General features: G+C 41.6%; 21 protein-coding genes and 1 pseudogene. 11 read left to right on the top strand and 11 right to left on the bottom strand.

Translation table 11 applies throughout. The annotated features are described in order from the left end of the window. Position 1 precedes the first annotated feature (1 nt). Complete coding sequence (locus EAE92_RS14770) at positions 2-352, bottom strand: putative holin (protein ID WP_040153020.1); 351 nt, start codon at positions 350-352, stop codon at positions 2-4. Between the two features lie 250 nt (positions 353-602). Between EAE92_RS14770 and EAE92_RS14765 the strand changes: the two genes are divergently transcribed. Then, positions 603-1,373, top strand: coding sequence for a DNA adenine methylase (locus EAE92_RS14765; RefSeq protein WP_105395078.1), 771 nt, complete (start codon positions 603-605; stop codon positions 1,371-1,373). Between the two features lie 47 nt (positions 1,374-1,420). Here the strand turns inward: EAE92_RS14765 and EAE92_RS14760 are convergent, their stop codons facing one another. Genes EAE92_RS14760 through EAE92_RS14745 form a run of 4 tightly spaced genes read right to left on the bottom strand, consistent with a single transcriptional unit; the run spans position 1,421 to position 3,304 of the window. Further along, complete coding sequence (locus tag EAE92_RS14760; RefSeq protein WP_105395077.1) at positions 1,421-1,858, bottom strand: hypothetical protein; 438 nt, start codon at positions 1,856-1,858, stop codon at positions 1,421-1,423. A gap of 17 nt (positions 1,859-1,875) precedes the next feature. Beyond that, positions 1,876-2,295 (bottom strand): hypothetical protein, encoded by a 420-nt coding sequence (locus EAE92_RS14755; RefSeq protein ID WP_214068608.1) that lies wholly within the window; start codon positions 2,293-2,295, stop codon positions 1,876-1,878. A gap of 39 nt (positions 2,296-2,334) precedes the next feature. Next, positions 2,335-2,871, bottom strand: coding sequence for a hypothetical protein (locus EAE92_RS14750; RefSeq protein ID WP_214068607.1), 537 nt, complete (start codon positions 2,869-2,871; stop codon positions 2,335-2,337). 16 nt (positions 2,872-2,887) lie between these two features. Continuing rightward, the gene (locus EAE92_RS14745; RefSeq protein WP_082111258.1) at positions 2,888-3,304 is read right to left on the bottom strand and encodes a helix-turn-helix domain-containing protein; all 417 of its coding nucleotides are present in this window, start codon (positions 3,302-3,304) and stop codon (positions 2,888-2,890) included. Between the two features lie 90 nt (positions 3,305-3,394). Between EAE92_RS14745 and EAE92_RS14740 the strand changes: the two genes are divergently transcribed. The 8 genes from EAE92_RS14740 to EAE92_RS14705 all read left to right on the top strand — a co-directional run bounded on the left by EAE92_RS14740 (position 3,395) and on the right by EAE92_RS14705 (position 9,861). Next, the gene (locus tag EAE92_RS14740; protein ID WP_036777229.1) at positions 3,395-3,583 is read left to right on the top strand and encodes a DNA-binding protein; all 189 of its coding nucleotides are present in this window, start codon (positions 3,395-3,397) and stop codon (positions 3,581-3,583) included. 66 nt (positions 3,584-3,649) lie between these two features. After that, positions 3,650-3,958 carry a helix-turn-helix domain-containing protein gene (locus EAE92_RS14735; RefSeq protein WP_040153029.1) on the top strand — a complete coding sequence of 103 codons (309 nt, stop codon included), beginning with the start codon at positions 3,650-3,652 and terminating at the stop codon, positions 3,956-3,958. Between the two features lie 19 nt (positions 3,959-3,977). Beyond that, positions 3,978-4,934 carry a DUF3102 domain-containing protein gene (locus tag EAE92_RS14730; RefSeq protein ID WP_214068606.1) on the top strand — a complete coding sequence of 319 codons (957 nt, stop codon included), beginning with the start codon at positions 3,978-3,980 and terminating at the stop codon, positions 4,932-4,934. Between the two features lie 53 nt (positions 4,935-4,987). Continuing rightward, entirely contained in the window at positions 4,988-6,772 is a 1,785-nt protein-coding gene (locus tag EAE92_RS14725) for a DDE-type integrase/transposase/recombinase (RefSeq protein ID WP_214068605.1), read from the top strand. 238 nt (positions 6,773-7,010) lie between these two features. Next, positions 7,011-8,183: an ExeA family protein gene (locus tag EAE92_RS14720; RefSeq protein ID WP_214068604.1), complete on the top strand. Its 1,173-nt coding sequence runs from the start codon at positions 7,011-7,013 to the stop codon at positions 8,181-8,183. A gap of 599 nt (positions 8,184-8,782) precedes the next feature. Continuing rightward, entirely contained in the window at positions 8,783-8,974 is a 192-nt protein-coding gene (locus tag EAE92_RS14715) for a hypothetical protein (protein WP_040153038.1), read from the top strand. Between the two features lie 97 nt (positions 8,975-9,071). Continuing rightward, positions 9,072-9,500, top strand: a complete 429-nt coding sequence (locus tag EAE92_RS14710) for a gp16 family protein (RefSeq protein WP_214068603.1) — start codon at positions 9,072-9,074, stop codon at positions 9,498-9,500. Then, complete coding sequence (locus tag EAE92_RS14705) at positions 9,493-9,861, top strand: Mor transcription activator family protein (protein WP_065389196.1); 369 nt, start codon at positions 9,493-9,495, stop codon at positions 9,859-9,861. Before EAE92_RS14710 ends, EAE92_RS14705 begins: the two co-directional genes overlap by 8 nt. Positions 9,862-10,038: 177 nt before the next feature. Here the strand turns inward: EAE92_RS14705 and EAE92_RS24665 are convergent. Further along, positions 10,039-10,113: pseudogene (locus tag EAE92_RS24665) on the bottom strand (hypothetical protein); the annotation flags it as partial. Positions 10,114-10,146: 33 nt separating this feature from the next. Continuing rightward, the gene (locus EAE92_RS14700) at positions 10,147-10,920 is read right to left on the bottom strand and encodes a type IV toxin-antitoxin system AbiEi family antitoxin (protein ID WP_065390107.1); all 774 of its coding nucleotides are present in this window, start codon (positions 10,918-10,920) and stop codon (positions 10,147-10,149) included. 302 nt (positions 10,921-11,222) lie between these two features. Between EAE92_RS14700 and mutS the strand changes: the two genes are divergently transcribed. Beyond that, on the top strand, positions 11,223-13,778 hold the full coding sequence (gene mutS / locus EAE92_RS14695) for a DNA mismatch repair protein MutS (protein ID WP_214068602.1): 2,556 nt from the start codon (positions 11,223-11,225) through the stop codon (positions 13,776-13,778). Positions 13,779-13,782: 4 nt separating this feature from the next. Next, positions 13,783-14,544, top strand: a complete 762-nt coding sequence (gene miaE / locus EAE92_RS14690) for a tRNA isopentenyl-2-thiomethyl-A-37 hydroxylase MiaE (RefSeq protein ID WP_214068601.1) — start codon at positions 13,783-13,785, stop codon at positions 14,542-14,544. A 96-nt stretch (positions 14,545-14,640) separates the two neighbouring features. Here miaE and EAE92_RS14685 read toward each other — a convergent pair whose 3' ends face one another. The 4 genes from EAE92_RS14685 to nlpD form a co-directional block, all read right to left on the bottom strand. After that, positions 14,641-14,928 (bottom strand): HigA family addiction module antitoxin, encoded by a 288-nt coding sequence (locus tag EAE92_RS14685; RefSeq protein WP_214040375.1) that lies wholly within the window; start codon positions 14,926-14,928, stop codon positions 14,641-14,643. Continuing rightward, positions 14,928-15,206 carry a type II toxin-antitoxin system RelE/ParE family toxin gene (locus EAE92_RS14680; RefSeq protein ID WP_036778064.1) on the bottom strand — a complete coding sequence of 93 codons (279 nt, stop codon included), beginning with the start codon at positions 15,204-15,206 and terminating at the stop codon, positions 14,928-14,930. Before EAE92_RS14680 ends, EAE92_RS14685 begins: the two co-directional genes overlap by 1 nt. Positions 15,207-15,676: 470 nt before the next feature. Continuing rightward, on the bottom strand, positions 15,677-16,675 hold the full coding sequence (gene rpoS / locus EAE92_RS14675; protein ID WP_214068600.1) for an RNA polymerase sigma factor RpoS: 999 nt from the start codon (positions 16,673-16,675) through the stop codon (positions 15,677-15,679). 51 nt (positions 16,676-16,726) lie between these two features. Next, positions 16,727-17,704 carry a murein hydrolase activator NlpD gene (gene nlpD / locus EAE92_RS14670; RefSeq protein ID WP_214068599.1) on the bottom strand — a complete coding sequence of 326 codons (978 nt, stop codon included), beginning with the start codon at positions 17,702-17,704 and terminating at the stop codon, positions 16,727-16,729. Positions 17,705-17,762 lie beyond the last annotated feature (58 nt).

Below are 17,762 nucleotides of genomic sequence, written 5' to 3'. Positions count from 1 at the left end.
ATCACAACCCTGTAGCTACGCTCAGACAGGTGGCGGCAACAATCAGTGCACGGCGTATCAGAACGGCTGCAAACACCATATGGTAGCCAGCCTGAACGGGATATTTTCCTTCTTTCATGAGTATTTCATCATATTTCAGATACTGACCGGGCCTTGCTTTCGGGAATAAACTGCGGTCAAGCCAGTACCCCAAGACAACAGACAGAGCAATAAGCGACAATTTGTAGATCACAACAGGGACTTGTTGAGGGGAAACTAAACCGATAGTGATCAGCAATAGAACAGCTGTTAACAACCAGCCACCGAGGCGTAATTTTTTGATAAGTGATACAAACGATTTGAAAGTTTTCACTGAACTGTCTCCGTAGTCGTTGATGGAAACAGTTTTGCCAATTTATCGGGAAAAGGATTTTAAAGGGCGTTAAGAGCGCATCAGAAAAGTAAAAGACAGGATAAGAGCGGCCTGCCTAACACTCGAATACTGGGTAGGCTATCAACTCACAGGTATGTACTGTGAGTCAACCGAGGCTCTTTCAGTTATTGATTATTGATGACCGGGAAAGCCGAACTCATTTTCAACTAATGGAAAAGGCTTACGGATAATGAAAGAACAATCTTTACCTATCGTTCCGTGGATTGGTGGTAAACGCCGATTAGCAAAACATATTTTACCGTTATTTCCTGAGCATACCTGTTATGTCGAACCGTTCTGTGGTGCTGCCGCGCTGTATTTCCTAAAAGTACCGAGCAAATGTGAAGTGATTAATGATATTAATGGTGAGTTGGTGAATCTTTATCGCGTGATAAAGCATCACTTAGAAGAGTTTGTCCGGCAATTTAAATGGGCATTGGTCAGCCGCCAAATATATAAATGGTTGCAGATTACCCCCGAAGAAACGCTAACCGATATTCAGAGAGCAGCACGTTTCTACTATCTCCAAAAGCAGGCGTTTAGCGGCAAGGTTGCTGAACATACTTTCGGTACTTCCACCACCAGCCCACCGCGATTTAATTTACTCAGAATAGAAGAAGAGCTATCAATGGCCCACCTGCGACTGGCAAGAACGATCATTGAAAATATGAGCTGGGCACAATGCGTCCAACGGTACGACAGGCCACATACGCTGTTTTACTGTGATCCGCCGTATTGGGGTACTGAAGGATATGGCATAGATTTCGGACTTGAGAACTATGATCTATTAGCAGAACTAGCACATACCATTCGAGGGGAAATGGTAATTTCGGTGAACGATATTCCAGAAATGCGTAAGGCATTCAAAGGATTGAAAACGCAAGTAGTCAATATCGGTTACAACTTGAAAGTTACGGGGAAAGCTAAACAGAGTAAAGAGCTGATTATTTGTAATTTCTAATAACCGAGAATGGCAAGGCAATATATTTGCTTTGCCATTTTTTACCTTTAACCTAAGCCAATAGAACGGGATACAAACTGTAAGCCTATTCCGAGAGTTTGGCTCACTAAAGACCTTAACGCTTCTTTACTTTCAGTCTTCAATGTTTCCTTAATGCGATCACCTAATGGGGTTTCTAAGCTATCAGGGATTGCTTTGAGAACTTCTAAACCCTCAGCAGTTAATACGGCTCTATGACAACCTGCTGAGCTCATAGTCCCTGCCAAGTAACCATTTGTCATAAGCCAATCCACTGTATCCAGAAAGAATCTATGATCTTCTACTGTAGTACAAAGTTCGTCAGAGTATATTCCATCAGAATATTGAAGGGGTTCACCGATTACCTCTATAGATAAAAGATCTATCTTTAAAGGAAATGACTCATATAGCTTCCCAAATATAATACCTACAATTTCATTAAACTTTTCTATGTTTGTAGTAGACATAAATATCCTATTTGTTTCTAAATTTTCAATTTCAACGTTCCACTAGGTACATTCTGTTGATCTAAACAAACAGATTGGCAAGCTGATTTAGATATAGATAAAACTGTTTCGTTATCCTCTATATCAAGAAAACAATTATTTCCATTAGCCATATAATCATTGAGAAGTTTGGCATTTTCATCAATATGGAATTTGATAGTTGTGCGTGAAGGATAACTGTTTTCGTAAACTGTGATGTCAGTAAATTGATCAGCATATTTATCCAATCCTGGGCACATTTTCCTAATAGTTGGCAATAATTGATTGATAGTGGGATCATCTGTTGCTATTGAGAACACAGGGGCTGGAGATTTTTCAGGCTCAATCTGAACGCTATTTTCTGTCTCATCACCACACCCCGCCAAAAGAAATATTGTGGGAATTAATAAGTTACGCACAGTCCATACCCTTATATGAAATAGAAAATAACTATATTTTTAAGAATTTCTACGTTGTAAGATGACATCTATGGTATCAATAACATTCTGATTTTCATCTATTATTCTATTTTCTATCTTCCTGTGCTTGTCCATTTTTTTTCCACAAAGCGTTATCAACACGACCCAAGAAATAAAGATTATCAATGTCTTATCATTAAGTACCAATACATTAGTAAATCCTCCACCGAAAAACATCATATAAGCGTTCCATAGGGCAAACGTGAATGCTATAAGAATGAGGCTAAGTAACAGCAGGCAAGGTGTATTGATGTAATAACGCCATTTAGCATCTTTATTTTTTATAAGTAATTCTCGTTTTATAGCAAGTAATTCCCGACTATCCCTTTCATGAAGCTCACGTGGGCGAGATGGCATGGGGTTAATATTGACGACTGAACCTACATGAATAGAGCCATGATTATTGCCACCAACGCTGATGGTTATCTGTCGTTCCTGCCCATCTTGGGGAAGTTGTTTAAGGCTATCAAAAACTTGTCCTGCTAATGTTTGTAATTCTTCATCTCTTCTGTCCATGCAAATCCTTTATTTTTTAATGATTAACAACCAGTTTTAATACTCTGTCAATTCTACTGTCATCGACAACCGACTCTTTAATTAAAAAGTTATATATTTTTGATGATTGCAGGACGAGTTCATCGGGCGTCCAGCGGCGATTAGCCTGTTGTGCCATCGAATCTAGTTTATGAACAATTTTTCCCAGTAATTCTGCATCTATCTCACTGTTTTTGTAAGCGGTAGAGGCTGACTGTTGAACTTGCCCTGTTATTAGGTACAACACATCAAGACCAGCTTTTGCCCAAAGGCTTATAGCATCAGCTCCTGGTGCAGATTCGTCTTTTTCCCACCTTATCTGTGATTTTCTTGATGCGCCAACCATCTCCGCGAAATCAGACTGACTAAACCCCAATCGCTCACGCTCTTTTTTTAATCTCTCACCAAGAGACATTTTTGTCACCAAAACCCTTTACAAGTCCCATTAATGGGACAATAATGTCATGTATTGTACAAACATCATTGCATTACCGGAGGCCATAGCATGACACCCGAGAAAATTAAAAGCCGCTTTCATCAACACGGCATCACTATTACCCAATGGGCACAGGAGAACGGGTATTCCCGTGAAGCTGTATACCGAGTTCTTAATGGACAATCCAAAGCTAATTACGGAAAGGCCCATGAAATAGCTGTAAAGCTAGGTCTGAAAACGCCAAGTTTAGGCATTTAAATTTAGCCTAACTATTTTATCACTTTATGTAACAGATTATCACATATTGAAAAGGGAGAATGTGACATGCGCAAAATTAACGTTTCCAGTTCTGGTACGCGCATATTACGGGTTCTTAAGGCTCTACGTGGTCATTCCTTGTCTGGGCTGAGTAATGGTGAATTAGCGGAATTACTGGGGGAATCTCCCGCAAATATTAATCGTGCACTAAATACATTAATAGAAGAAGGGCTGGCGCAAAAACTGAGTAGCGGCAGATATGCACCAGGTATGCAATTACTACAAATAGCACAATCGTTCTCAAATGAAATGGCTAACACTCAAGCCAGAATTACGGAAATGAATCAGCGCGTTCTCGCTGGTAGCAGAAATTAATTAACAGGGGATTTATATAATGGCACGCTCAAAAAATACAACATCAGTAAAACTGGCCGAAGATGTTCAACTTGCCGACGATCTACAGGTCAATCTCAACGCTATGACAACACACCGTCTGCAAATCATGGAACAGTTTGGTGATGGTTTGCCGTATGAACGTGATCGCATCGTCCATGAAACCCGTTTCTACATGGCTCAGAGTGCTGAAGCGATGTTAGAAGCTGGGAAGCGCCTCATTATTCTTAAAGAGAATGAACCTCATGGCGAGTTTGTTAACATCGTTAAGGATCAACTCGGTCTGGAACCCCGTATTGCCCAAAAAATGGCACAAGCTGCACTCAAATTTCTTTCACCTGGATTAGAAACAAAAGCGAAAACGTTTTCGCTTTTGGGACGTTCCAAACTGTATGAATTGATGCTTGAAGACGATGATGAACTGTCTGAATTGGCTGAAGGTGGCACTGTAGCTGGTCTGACATTAGATGATATTGATCGCATGTCTGTCCGCGAACTACGTAAAGCCCTGCGTGATACACGTGCTGATCTGGATATTTCACGTCAGACGGTACAAGAAAAAAAGGAACTTGTTAGTAGTTTGATTGAGGAGAAATCTGAAATCCAGCACAAACTTCAGCGCCGAATCAATCATGAAAAACCGGAAGAAGAAGGTGCAGCTTTGACACAAGAGGTTAATTCATTGTCTTTTGCTATTGATGCCGCTATCACCAATCTTTTCAATGGATTTGAAACGCTTAATGACCATACCACACGCACCGATATTAGTCATATTGGGTTTATGGCAGGAGTACTCGATGACCTTGAAGTCAAAATTCGTAACCTACGTAATCACTTTAATCTGCCTGAGTACAGAGAACACAGCATTGTTCCTGATTGGGCTAAAGAAGGCGCGGAAGCAGAAGAGGAAAGATTCGAACGACCAGAATGGATGGATAAGGAAGAGGCACATGAATAAATCTGAATTGAAAAAAATGCTTGAAAAGAAATTGAAGAAATAAGGGCAATAACATGAATACCACAATGACCGAACGATTAGTTGCTATTGCACAAGCAGCACATAAAGCCGGACATGGCAGTAAAGAGGCAATATATCGGGCGGCTTGTGAAGAGCTATGTATGTCACGTTCAACATTGATTAAAAAACTTGGTGAAGTTTCTGGCAAAAAGCCACGCAAGAAACGTTCTGATGCAGGTAATAGCGCACTGACACGTGAAGAAGCAACTCTAATCTCAGGGGTATTGATGGAAGCCACTCGTAATACAGGGAAACGGTTATATAGCCTCGAACAGGCCATTAATGATCTGCGTTCAAATGGCCTGATTAATGCAGGCCATATTGATACTGAAACGGGCGAATTTTCTCCGTTATCCGTTGACGCTATTAGTCGTGCATTGCGCCAGTACAAACTTCATCCTGAACAGTTGAAAGTGCCTGCGCCCAGCCTACAATTGGCTAGCCTGCATCCCAATCATGTCTGGGAATTAGACGCCTCAATTTGTGTACTGTATTACCTAAAAAATCCTAATAAAAACAATAGAAGTGACAGTGGGTTACGCATGATGCCTGTGGCTGAATTTAATAAAAATAAGCCGAAAAATCTGGCTCGTATCATTAATGATCGCGTCTGGTCGTTTGAATTAACAGATCACACAAGTGGCTGGATATATGTTGAATACTTATTTGGCGGTGAAACCAGTCAGAATTTTACTTCTGTGTTGATTAACGCAATGCAAGATCGTGGTGACGCAGATGTATTACACGGTGTACCCCAAATTTTATTTACTGACCCCGGTTCTGCTTTGACAGCACCTACACTACGTAACTTGTGTAAGGCCCTAGGCATTCAAATGATACAACACAAGGCCCGTAACGCCCGTGCTACGGGGTCTGTTGAAAAAGCACGTGACATCATCGAACGCAATTTCGAATCTGGTTTACGCTTTCGACAGGTTGATGATATTGATGAACTTAACCGCCTGGCACGGCTATGGCGTATGAAGTTTAACCGCAGTGCAATACATAGCCGACATGGACAAACCCGTACAGATTGCTGGCTAAAAATCACAGCGGAACAGTTAGTAAAAGCACCTGCCATTAACATTTGTCGTGAATTGGCAATTAGCACCCCAGAAAGCCGTAAAGTACAGGCAACCTTGCGAGTATCTTTCAGGGGACGTGAGTATAACGTCAGTACTGTTCCTAGCGTGAGTGTTGGTGATTCTATCATGATCACCCGCAATCCGTGGCGTGACGAAGAGGCACAGGTAGTCATTACTGGTGAAGATGGCTTTGAGGCTTTCCATCTTGTTAATGAAGTCACTAAAGATGAGTACGGCTTTGCCATCGGCGCACCTGTAATTGGTAGTGAATTCCAAGCCATTCCTCAAACAATTGCACAACGTAATTTAGCCGAAGTTGAACAGAAAATCATGGGGACAAACAACACGGCTGAAACTGAAATAGCACGTAAATTGAAAACACTTCCCCTCAATGGTCGGTTTGATCCATATTTGGATATTGAACGTAATGATGCACCAACGTATATGCCAAAACGTGGACAAGCCTCTACGGTACATAGTCCACGAATCGAACAGCTTATGAACCCCGTTGATGTTGTCAAAATTTTACGTGAACGGTTTCAATTACATGGTAAGACATGGCGTGGTGAATTTTATCAGCAAATAGTTAAACGCTTTCCTAATGGTGTTCCAACAGATCAAATTGATGAGTTGGTTGATGAATTCATGGGGCAATCAACAACTGTTGTACGTAATATTGTTAACGGTAATTAGTTTTTCATGCTGTATATTAAGGAAAAGAAAAATGGCAATTAAAGTTCATGATCCGCTACTTTCATTGACAATTCAAAATACAACTGAGGTTTATTTATAAAAGTGACCCAATTTGTTTTCGTGAAACTCATTATAACGTAGGAAGTATATAGGATATTTTTCCAGGGAGTGATGTTGCTATCTCTTATTATCAATGGCATATGCAGAAATAAAGATAGCCGCTTAACGGGGGATTATTATGCTGGTGTTTAAACAGCAGTTACAGGCACATCAGTTAACGCAAAGTGCAGCAGCAAGTGCGGCAGGAATTTCAGCGGCGGCGTTGGCTCAAATTGTTAACCACAATATATGGCCACGACAGAACGCAAGTGCAATTCGTCAGCGTATTACTGATTTCTTGGCAAAAAGAGGTATTGATACTGCAAAAAGTTTTGAGGTGGTACAAACAACCAATCAATCAGATATCTATACCGATAATAAAAATACAACCCTCATTTCTGAGGAGGAAATCATGTTACTAAAAAAACAAGTGTTATTTCCAGCTACGAAAAAGCACTTTGGTTTATTTCGTGATCCATTTGAAGATAGTGCAATTCAAAGTGCTGAAGATGTTTTTGTGACTCCAGATAGCCGTTATGTGCGGGAAGCCATGTATCAAACAGCCCGCTATGGTGGTTTTCTGGCAGTATCAGGGGAATCGGGTTCAGGTAAAACGACACTGCGTCGTGACCTTATTGACCGTATTAACAGGGAAAATACCCCCGTTATTGTTATTGAACCCTATGTATTAGCAATGGAAGACAATGATGTAAAAGGTAAGACCTTGAAAGCATCAAACATTGCTGAAGCTATTGTGAATACCTTAGCGCCATTGGAAAACTTGAAACGATCGCCTGAAGCACGCTTCCGCCAGTTGCACAAAATATTGAAAGACAGTTCACGGGCTGGCTACCAACATGTGTTAATAATAGAAGAAGCACACTCGTTGCCTTTACCGACATTAAAACACCTTAAACGATTCTTTGAACTGGAAGATGGATTTAAAAAACTGTTATCGATCATTTTGATTGGTCAGCCTGAACTGGAATTGAAACTATCTGAACGTAATCAAGAGGTTCGTGAAGTAGTACAACGTTGTGAAGTTGTTAATTTATTTCCTCTTAATGATTATCTGGAAACATTTCTGGATTTTAAATTTGGTCGCGTAGGCATGAAGACTAACAAGATTTTAGATAATAGCGCTATTGGTGCTATCCGTGACCGTTTATGTCTTAGTCGGCATAGTGGTAAAGAAACTGTTAGTTTATTATATCCATTAGCTATCGGAAACTTGATTATTGCAGCTATGAACATGGCTGCAATTAATGAGATACCTATGGTTGATGCCAATATTATTCGCAGTGTTAGCTAAAGATATCATTATAAGAAAAAGTTCTACTTAACAATATTCATATTAAAACTGCCTTATTACAAGTTAAATATGCAATTAATAAACTATCAACACAAAGATTCACTGTCAGCCGAATCGATATCAACCCGCAAGGTTGCCCAATAATCATTGGGCGGTATGATGTTTATTGCCGCCTATATCAAGGAAGCAGATGGGCTGCTAGGTTATGGTCGTAAAAATAGAAACACATATTCGGATAATTTCTGGTTTTATTGGTTTCAAGTTGGTTGCAGCAAGAATGGAACATACCATAAACAAAGAAATGGAAGTCTTGGAAATATTAAGTCCGGCATTTGATTTTCGGTCCACGTTAAAAACAAGGTTTCCTTATTGAAGGAAAGAAGCAAACATATTGGTATTAATAAACACATTTATTAAGTAACAGGTAATTAAACATGGCAAAAAGAAAAATTATGTTTAAAGCTGCAGCGGCTTCCTACACCCCATAATTCTGTAAATAAAGCTGTTGTAAAAGATATTAATGAAATATCAATTAATTCAGGTAAAGAAAATTTTTCAATTATCCTATTTGAACAGAAAATTAAGTAAGGAACATACTTATGAAAATAACATGTAATCACTGCAAACAACCTGTTGAAAAAATGAACTTAAAACAAGCCAAGGTTATTCAGACTCCTGAATTTGGTGAGTGGGTTGTTGATTTAATCTTGGTTTGTCCACATTGCAGTCAGCAATACGGTGTATCTGTGTCAACATGGGATTTACAGCCATTGGAGACCACACATGGATAAAACGCCTTATACCGAAAAGCCAAGTTCAGTAGTATCAAGTTAATACTGGCTATTCTGGTTTACTTAATTCAAGAGTACATAGCAGAGGATGAATAAGATGGCAAAACAGAAACTTATTCAGCTTATTCATATTGCACGTAGTGATCTAAAACTAGACGAGGATACGTATCGCCAGATGTTATTTTCAGAAACCGGAAAAACCTCTACGCGGGAAATGGATATCCCGCAGTTAACTCGCGTTTTGGAAGCTATGAAAAAGCGCGGTTTTAAGATTAAATCCTTTAGGAAATCCAAAACATCACGTCCATTAGATAGTCATCCCCAATCAAAGAAGATACGTGCATTGTGGCTGGAAATGGCATCTATAGGTATTGTTCGTAATAATTCTGAACAAGCCTTAGCTCACTGGATTAAGCGTAAAACGAATATTGATGGTTTACAGTGGTTAGATTCAGACCAAGCCAGCAGCATTATTGAAAAACTGAAGAAGTGGCAGAACCGTGTCACGAGGAAAAAGTATGAATGATGTGAATAACTTTCGTAGCAAAGGTCCTGAGTTGCTGGTCGAACTGGCACAGCATACAGCCTGCACGGTCAGTGAAATAATCCATGTTGAGCCTGCGTTAGCCGATCAAATTGGTGAAGCTGTTGCGAACCATATGATGCAGGTTTGGGGCGGTCAGAATGTCTATTTTCCTATGGGCATGGTTTGGAAAGTCAGCCTCCGTGATCGTGAGATTTTCAACGAATTTAACGGTAAAAATCATCATGACCTGGCTCGTAAGTTTGGTGTTTCTATTCAATGGATTTACAGCGTAGTGAAACGTATTCGAAAGGAGGAACTGGATCGCCTGCAAGGTAAGTTATTCGATAACGAGTCTGAATAGGCAGGTCAAACTGATTGAGCTTAGTAAAATCAGGTGGCAGACTAAGCATGATTCTCGTTCGGTCTGCCTTTCAAATACTGAAAAGGATTTACAATTGAATCTCCATAACTTCCCATTTAGTCCAAGTTTTTCCCATAATTATCTTTCAATTTCCTGTCAAATATCTTACTTATGATCAACAAACAAATTAACCGCCGTCCCACCTTTCAACGCAAAACAGCTCTCTGTTGCTACCACAGGCAGTACACTCATCAACAACACAACTTGTCGATAATATGGAGATATTTATCCATGAGATAATCCATTGTTCAAATACTGTTCCGGAACCGTAATCTGATACTGCTTATCCAACTTTCCTCCTAACACGACTTGACGCTTCCCTGCCCCTAAGTCAACTTTAGTTTTATCAACACGTTTAGCCCATGTGTGAGCATAATAATCGGTTAAAAAAAGATATAGACGATTAGTTTGGATCGCATGACTGGAATGAAGAAGTATTTCCACTTTACGCGGGCTGAGATTAATCAAACCTTGGAAAAGCTCCGCAGCATGTTCAAAAGAAAACGATACAGGCACAGCATCTAAAACTTCGTAAGCAGCTAATTCAGGCGTGCTGGCTTTTAGCTGGTTTCCTTTGATTTCAACTTCTGTCAGGTATTTCTCATCAAGTAGGGATAACTTTTGGTTAGAAAGCAAAAACCAGTCAATATCAGGAAATTCTTTAAACCATTTAGGCAACGCAGCTTTGTCTTCCACATAGAGCCAGATCTTTTGCTGATTTAACTGTAGATAATGAGAACGGCCTTGGTACGCCAGACTGGTAAGTCCCGCTAAATGAACCGGGATAGAAAGCTGATTTTGCAGACATTGCACAGCATCACTCCACTCAGGCTCACGTCCTGTTCGTACATACACCCCGGCTCGCAATTTTTGCAGCCAGTTGCTATTCATATACTTATTCGCCAAAGAGGGGCTGATGCTGTGCTTTGTTAGCCAAGATTGCAACACTAAGGAGCCCGGCGTAGTGTTTTGCAAAAGCCAGTTTAATTTTGATGACATAGATTCACCCTTGGTGTAACAATATTACAAATAGTAAACCACTGGTTGCTGAGGTGTCAATTTTTTGAGCAGTCATCTCATCGATAATATCGTTGTATTAGAAAGCAAAAGCCAGTCAACATTGGGAAATTCTTTCAACCACTTCGGCAACGCAGCTTTATCTTCTACACACAGCCAAATTAACCAGACCAAAATTACAACTAAATTTGCGAATTGCTTCCAGATTTTACTTGTGTAAGTTTAAAGCTTGGTGCGATACCATAACGAAAGAATTGATTCACAAACTTAACTAAGACCACTGCATGATTAATACAGAAACCTTCGACACTCACACGCCCATGATGCAGCAATATCTCCGTCTTAAAGCGCAGCACCCTGATATTCTGCTGTTTTATAGAATGGGAGATTTCTATGAGCTGTTTTATGACGATGCCAAAAAAGCGGCAAAATTGCTGGATATTTCCCTGACCAAACGAGGTCAATCAGCCGGCAATCCTATCCCTATGGCAGGTGTGCCACATCATGCAGTGGAAAACTATTTAGCTAAGCTGGTTCAATTAGGTGAATCGGTCGCTATATGTGAACAAATTGGCGATCCCGCCACTAGCAAAGGCCCGGTTGAACGTAAAGTCGTCCGCATCGTTACCCCCGGCACCGTGACAGATGAAGCACTATTACAGGAACGGCAGGATAACCTGCTGGCGGCTATTTGGCACGATAATCAAGGGTTTGGTTATGCCACACTGGATGTAACATCTGGCCGCTTCCAAATATCTGAAATGGCAGAGCTGGAAACGATAGCCGCTGAATTGCAACGTAGCCGCCCTGTTGAATTGCTCTATCCTGAAAGTTTTGAGCATATGGCTCTAATTGAAAATTTTCATGGCCTGCGCCGTCGCCCTTTATGGGAATTTGAGCTGGATACCGCAAAACAGCAATTGAACCTACAATTTGGTACCCGTGATCTCGTCGGTTTTGGTGTGGAAAAAGCAGCTCTCGCTCTGCGTGCCGCTGGTTGCCTGTTGCAATACGTCAAAGATACTCAACGCACGGCGCTGCCACATATCCGTGGCATTACGATGGAACGTCAGCAAGATACGGTTATTATGGATGCCGCAACCCGCCGTAATCTGGAACTGACACAAAACCTGTCTGGCAGTACAGATAATACGCTCGCTTCTGTCCTTGATCTATGTGTTACCCCAATGGGTAGCCGAATGTTGAAACGCTGGTTGCATGCCCCTGTCAGGGACCGCCAGATATTAGAAAATCGTCAACAAGCTATCTCTACCTTGCAGGAGATTGGGTTGGAGTTGCAGCCATTTTTGCTACAGATAGGCGATCTCGAACGTGTGTTAGCACGCCTGGCTCTACGCTCCGCTCGACCAAGGGATCTGGCAAGAATGCGCCATGCATTCCAGCAATTACCGGATATCCACCAAATTATGGACTCCTCAGATTCCTCCTATATCAAGCAATTGCAGAAAAATATCGGCAGGTTTGATGAATTACAGGAATTACTTGAAAGAGCAATTGTAGAAACCCCTCCGGTATTGGTTCGGGATGGCGGCGTAATCGCACCGGGTTATAACAGTGAACTGGATGAGTGGCGCACACTGGCTGATGGCGCCAGTAACTATCTGGAACAACTGGAAATCCGTGAACGGGAAAAACTGGGTATTGATACTCTGAAAGTCGGCTTTAATGGCGTTCATGGCTACTATATTCAAGTCAGCCGAGGACAGAGCCATCTGGTGCCAATTCATTATGTCCGCCGCCAGACACTGAAAAATGCTGAGCGTTATATCATCCCTGAGCTAAAAGAGTATGAAGATAAGGTTCTGACCTCTAAAGGGAAATCTCTGGCAATAGAGAAAGCGCTTTATGAAGAATTATTCGATCTGCTGCTGCCTCATTTGGCCGAATTACAAACCAGTGCCGAAGCACTGGCTGAACTTGATGTATTGGCAAATCTGGCAGAACGCGCTGAAACCCTGAATTATGTTTGCCCAACATTGAGCGATAAACCGGGAATTCAAATCACCGGTGGTCGCCATCCGGTTGTTGAGCAGGTTCTGAGTGAGCCATTTATCTCAAACCCTCTTTCTTTATCTTCACAGCGGCGTCTGCTGATTATTACCGGTCCAAACATGGGCGGTAAAAGTACCTATATGCGTCAGGCAGCGCTTATTACACTTCTGGCCTATATCGGTAGCTTTGTACCAGCGGAAAAAGCGGTTATTGGCCCAGTTGATCGCATATTCACCCGTGTAGGCGCTTCCGATGATCTGGCATCCGGTCGTTCAACCTTCATGGTCGAAATGACCGAAACCGCCAATATCTTGCACAATGCGACAGAACAAAGTTTGGTATTGATGGATGAGATTGGCAGAGGGACATCAACCTACGATGGCCTTTCTTTAGCATGGGCGTGCGCAGAAAATCTGGCAAACCGCATTAAAGCAATGACCTTGTTCGCCACTCACTATTTTGAGCTGACCACATTGCCGGAAAAACTTGAAGGCGTGGTTAATATTCATCTGGATGCGGTAGAGCATGGCGATACCATCGCATTTATGCACAGCGTACAAGAAGGCGCAGCCAGTAAGAGTTACGGGTTGGCAGTTGCTTCTCTCGCTGGCGTTCCACGCGAAGTGATTAAACGAGCGCGTCAGAAACTTAAAGAGCTGGAATCGCTATCCAACCATGCAACGGCAAGTCATGTCGATACACCGCAACTTGCGCTATTAACAGAAGAAACATCACCGGCGGTTGAAGCATTAGAAAATCTTAATCCAGATTCACTGACTCCGCGTCAAGCATTAGAATGGATTTATCGACTAAAAGACATGGTGTAAGAACGTGTTTGACAAAAACCTTTTACAACCGATATACCGTTTTTTGCAATGTGAAACCCCGGATTTGTGGGTAGATAAAGCAAAGCAGCCTGAAAATTTACCTGTGCTTTTACGGGATCATCTGTTATGCGAGCTGAAAGCAGCACAGAGCGCTATGTTTTTGATCCGCAAGTATGCCGTAGATCAGCGAAGTGAGGATACACTTCTGGCATGGTTTAAACCTTATGAAGATTTTGCTTACAAGAAAATTGGCGATCTCAATTCATTAAGAGGTCAAAACCAAGCGACCAAACAGATTACCGCCAAAGCTAATTCACCCTATAGCCAGGATCTGATTGATAAAATGGTATTGCTGATTAAAGAAGAGTTACATCACTTCTATCAAGTGCTAGAAATCATGGACGCACGCGATGTCAGCTATGAAAGCATCACTGCCAGCCGTTATGCTAAAGGCATGCTTAGCCATATCACCAACCATGAACCTTATACATTGGTGGATAAGCTAATTATCGGCGCTTATATTGAGGCGCGTTCTTGTGAACGTTTTGCCAAACTAGCCCCTCATTTGGATGAAGATCTGAGTAAATTTTATATCTCGCTGCTGCGCTCAGAAGCACGTCACTACCAGGACTATCTTTCACTAGCGCAATCTATTGCTAATGAAGATATTACCGAGCGAGTGAACTATTTTGGTCGTGTTGAAGCTGAGTTGATTCAAAATCCAGATAGCGATTTTAAATTCCACAGTGGCATTCCTGTAATTTGAGATACTGATTAAAAAAAGGTGAGCTAATACTCACCTTTCAGACCAACGACAAAACAATTGAGATGATTCAGAATCAGGGACATTGAAATATGTCAATCAAGCTATTTGCAATCGATGAAGATGAGACACATCGATATGCTGTTTTGCCTGCCATAAATCATAGTCCACCTGCATTCCCATCCAAACTTGAGGTGAACTGCCAATAACGACAGACAATTTCAGTGCCATTTCTGGCGAAACATCAGACTTGCCAACAACCAAGCGTTGCACAGTTGATGGTGCTACACCCAGTGCCTTAGCCAAGCCTCTGGCGCTCAAATTCAGAGCCTCCATAGCCTCTTTAACTAATATTCCGGGATGCGGGGGGTTATACATCATAGCCATTAGTGGTAATCCTCATAGTTCACAATGTAGACATCACCATCATACAACTCAAAGGTGATTCGCCAATTCCCTGTCACAGTAATAGACCACACACCATTCCGGTTTCCTGTAAGTGGGTGTAAAAAAAAGCCTGGGATATCTACATCTTCAATTTTTACAGCTCTATTCAACACCTCAAGACGAGTAGCAATTTTTGGAGCTTGCATAGCATTAATACCGGCTGTAGAACCTGTTTCAAAAAACTTTTTCAACCCTTTATGTTTAAAACTCTTAATCATATCCGTCCGCTGAACAGTGCTGCTCGGTACAATTATCATACTCAGCCGCCGCACTATACGCAACACCTTTACAAGTCACAGTGAGACTTTAAAAGCCATCCGTGGCTTAGATGGAATTATGCTGGCAATAAACAGACGAAATGAATTTAATCCCGAGAGGCCGGATATAATGTGGTGTATTAATATCAATTATATTCAAACGAAAATAAGAGTAGAACTATCCGGCGATAACGATGAACTTGTCCCCTTGAAAAGGCAAACTATTTGGAAGAGGATAATGAAGTGCCCTAAATTAGTCGACCACCGTAATTTAAATATCAGAAATCTTTGATTAAAATTTACTATCATCATCTAAGACAAAATTAGGGAAATCCTACCGGGTACTGAAGAACCTGATAATACCAAGCACCAATAGTGCAAAAACAGGGACAACAGCTCTTCAGAACCCAAGTAGTTAAACTACTCAACAATTAAGTACGGAATAACGCTTCAATATTCAAACCTTGAGTTTGCATAATATCTTTCAGACGTCGCAAACCTTCGACCTGGATCTGACGCACTCTTTCCCTTGTCAAACCAATCTCTTTGCCCACATCTTCCAGCGTTTCAGCCTCATATCCCAAAAGACCAAAACGACGCGCTAATACTTCACGTTGTTTCGAATTCAACTCAAACAGCCATTTGACGATACTCTTTTTCATATCGTCTTCCTGTGTTGTTCCCTCCGGCCCGCTTTCATTCTCATCCGATAAAACATCCAATAACGCTTTATCAGAATCACTGCTAATAGGGGTATCAACCGAAATGATGCGTTCATTCAATCGCAACATTCGGCTTACATCATCAACCGGTCTATCCAGTTGTTCTGCTATCTCTTCCGGGCTAGGTTCATGATCCAATTTATGGGCAAGTTCTCTTGCTGTACGCAAGTAGACGTTGAGCTCTTTAACAATATGGATTGGCAACCGAATAGTACGGGTTTGATTCATAATCGCCCGCTCAATGGTTTGTCGAATCCACCATGTTGCATAGGTAGAAAACCTGAACCCGCGCTCCGGGTCAAATTTTTCAACAGCACGGATAAGGCCAAGATTACCTTCTTCAATCAAATCAAGAAGAGCTAAGCCTCTGTTACTGTAACGACGAGAAATTTTAACAACCAATCGCAAGTTACTTTCAATCATTCTCTGGCGGGCCAAAACATCACCACGTAATGCCCGCCTTGCGAAAAAAACCTCTTCTTCCGCCGTCAGCAAAGGAGAAAAACCAATCTCGCCAAGATAAAGTTGTGTTGCATCAAGAACCCGCTGGTTCATGCCCTGCAATACATCTAAATCATTCTCAAAATCAGTTAGATCATCCTCATCGTTCTTCAATAATTTCTCATCGAAGTCGTCAGCTTCAATACCACTTTCATCTAAATCCGCATCATCATACAACTCGTTAACTTTCAGCGTATTTTGGCTCATAAGCTGCCCCTACCCATGATAATGCAGGCAGAATTCAGCATTCTGCCCAGTTTATCGCTGCGGAAGATAACGCAGCGGGTTTACGGATTTTCCCTTGTAACGAATTTCAAAGTGTAATCTTACAGAACTGGTACCCGTGCTACCCATAGTGGCAATTTTTTGCCCCGCCTTGATGTCTTGTTGCTCTCGAACCAACATCGTATCGTTATGAGCATAGGCACTCAGGTAGTCATCGTTATGTTTTATAATTATCAGATTTCCATATCCACGTAAGGCGTTTCCGGCGTAGACAACTCGACCACCCGCTGTTGCAAATACTGACTGGCCCCTGCTGCCTGCGATATCAATCCCTTTGTTACCCCCTTGGGTATCAGAGAAACTTTCAATCATTTTACCTTCAGCCGGCCACATCCAACTGCTAACAACACTGTTTCCACTGCTCGCGGTTGTCGTCGGTGATTCTAAATACGTATTGTTTACTGTTGACGTAGTTGCCCTTGGCAACATTTTTACACTCTTTTGTATCCCGGAATTTGCAGGATACGCATTAGTTGATTGAGAATCAACCAGGGCCGTTTGCATTTGATTATGGTTATGAGCGGTTAACATCCCGCTATTACTGGTCCTCAAAGTCTGCCCCACCGTCAGACTGTAAGGTTCTGAAATATTATTTTTGCTCGCAAGATCACGAAAATCATTACCGGTGATCCAAGCGATATAAAACAGAGTATCACCATGTTTGACTGTATAAGTGCTGCCGTTATAGCTGCCCTTAGGAATACTGTCATAATCACGGTTATAAACAATTCTCTCCTGCGAATTGCTATCAGCCCCCCCCATTGATGAAGGTGAAGATGGCATCGGCGTAGATATAGCAGAATTGCCAGAATATATTACCGGATGATGACTCCCTCTGCTTTGTTTTTGATCAATACTGGTGATAGGCGCAGGACGAGTTGGCGTATTTGTACAACCGACTAACCAGACTCCCATCAATAAACACGTTACGATCCGCTGTATTTTTTTCATTGGGCTTCCCGAATTCATATTTCCTTCCCCCATAACGGCAAAGATAAGCGTAAAAGTT

This window comes from Photorhabdus hainanensis, from assembly GCF_018448965.1.
Classification (GTDB): Bacteria; Pseudomonadota; Gammaproteobacteria; order Enterobacterales; family Enterobacteriaceae; genus Photorhabdus; species Photorhabdus akhurstii.
The sequence above is the reverse complement of the archived record's forward strand: the minus strand, read 5'-3'. Positions and strand labels throughout refer to the sequence as shown.

Coding starts and splice junctions, on each gene's coding strand:
- EAE92_RS14720 (WP_214068604.1), top strand. CDS start 7,011: ATGCTGGTGTTTAAACAGCAGTTACAGGCACATCAGTTAACGCAAAGT.
- EAE92_RS14715 (WP_040153038.1), top strand. CDS start 8,783: ATGAAAATAACATGTAATCACTGCAAACAACCTGTTGAAAAAATGAAC.
- EAE92_RS14680 (WP_036778064.1), bottom strand. CDS start 15,206: ATGATTAAGAGTTTTAAACATAAAGGGTTGAAAAAGTTTTTTGAAACA.
- EAE92_RS14760 (WP_105395077.1), bottom strand. CDS start 1,858: ATGTCTACTACAAACATAGAAAAGTTTAATGAAATTGTAGGTATTATA.
- EAE92_RS14685 (WP_214040375.1), bottom strand. CDS start 14,928: ATGGCTATGATGTATAACCCCCCGCATCCCGGAATATTAGTTAAAGAG.
- EAE92_RS14735 (WP_040153029.1), top strand. CDS start 3,650: ATGCGCAAAATTAACGTTTCCAGTTCTGGTACGCGCATATTACGGGTT.
- nlpD (WP_214068599.1), bottom strand. CDS start 17,704: ATGAAAAAAATACAGCGGATCGTAACGTGTTTATTGATGGGAGTCTGG.
- EAE92_RS14750 (WP_214068607.1), bottom strand. CDS start 2,871: ATGGACAGAAGAGATGAAGAATTACAAACATTAGCAGGACAAGTTTTT.
- mutS (WP_214068602.1), top strand. CDS start 11,223: ATGATTAATACAGAAACCTTCGACACTCACACGCCCATGATGCAGCAA.
- rpoS (WP_214068600.1), bottom strand. CDS start 16,675: ATGAGCCAAAATACGCTGAAAGTTAACGAGTTGTATGATGATGCGGAT.
- EAE92_RS14725 (WP_214068605.1), top strand. CDS start 4,988: ATGAATACCACAATGACCGAACGATTAGTTGCTATTGCACAAGCAGCA.
- EAE92_RS14740 (WP_036777229.1), top strand. CDS start 3,395: ATGACACCCGAGAAAATTAAAAGCCGCTTTCATCAACACGGCATCACT.
- EAE92_RS14705 (WP_065389196.1), top strand. CDS start 9,493: ATGAATGATGTGAATAACTTTCGTAGCAAAGGTCCTGAGTTGCTGGTC.
- EAE92_RS14700 (WP_065390107.1), bottom strand. CDS start 10,920: ATGTCATCAAAATTAAACTGGCTTTTGCAAAACACTACGCCGGGCTCC.
- EAE92_RS14710 (WP_214068603.1), top strand. CDS start 9,072: ATGGCAAAACAGAAACTTATTCAGCTTATTCATATTGCACGTAGTGAT.
- EAE92_RS14745 (WP_082111258.1), bottom strand. CDS start 3,304: ATGTCTCTTGGTGAGAGATTAAAAAAAGAGCGTGAGCGATTGGGGTTT.
- EAE92_RS14730 (WP_214068606.1), top strand. CDS start 3,978: ATGGCACGCTCAAAAAATACAACATCAGTAAAACTGGCCGAAGATGTT.
- EAE92_RS14765 (WP_105395078.1), top strand. CDS start 603: ATGAAAGAACAATCTTTACCTATCGTTCCGTGGATTGGTGGTAAACGC.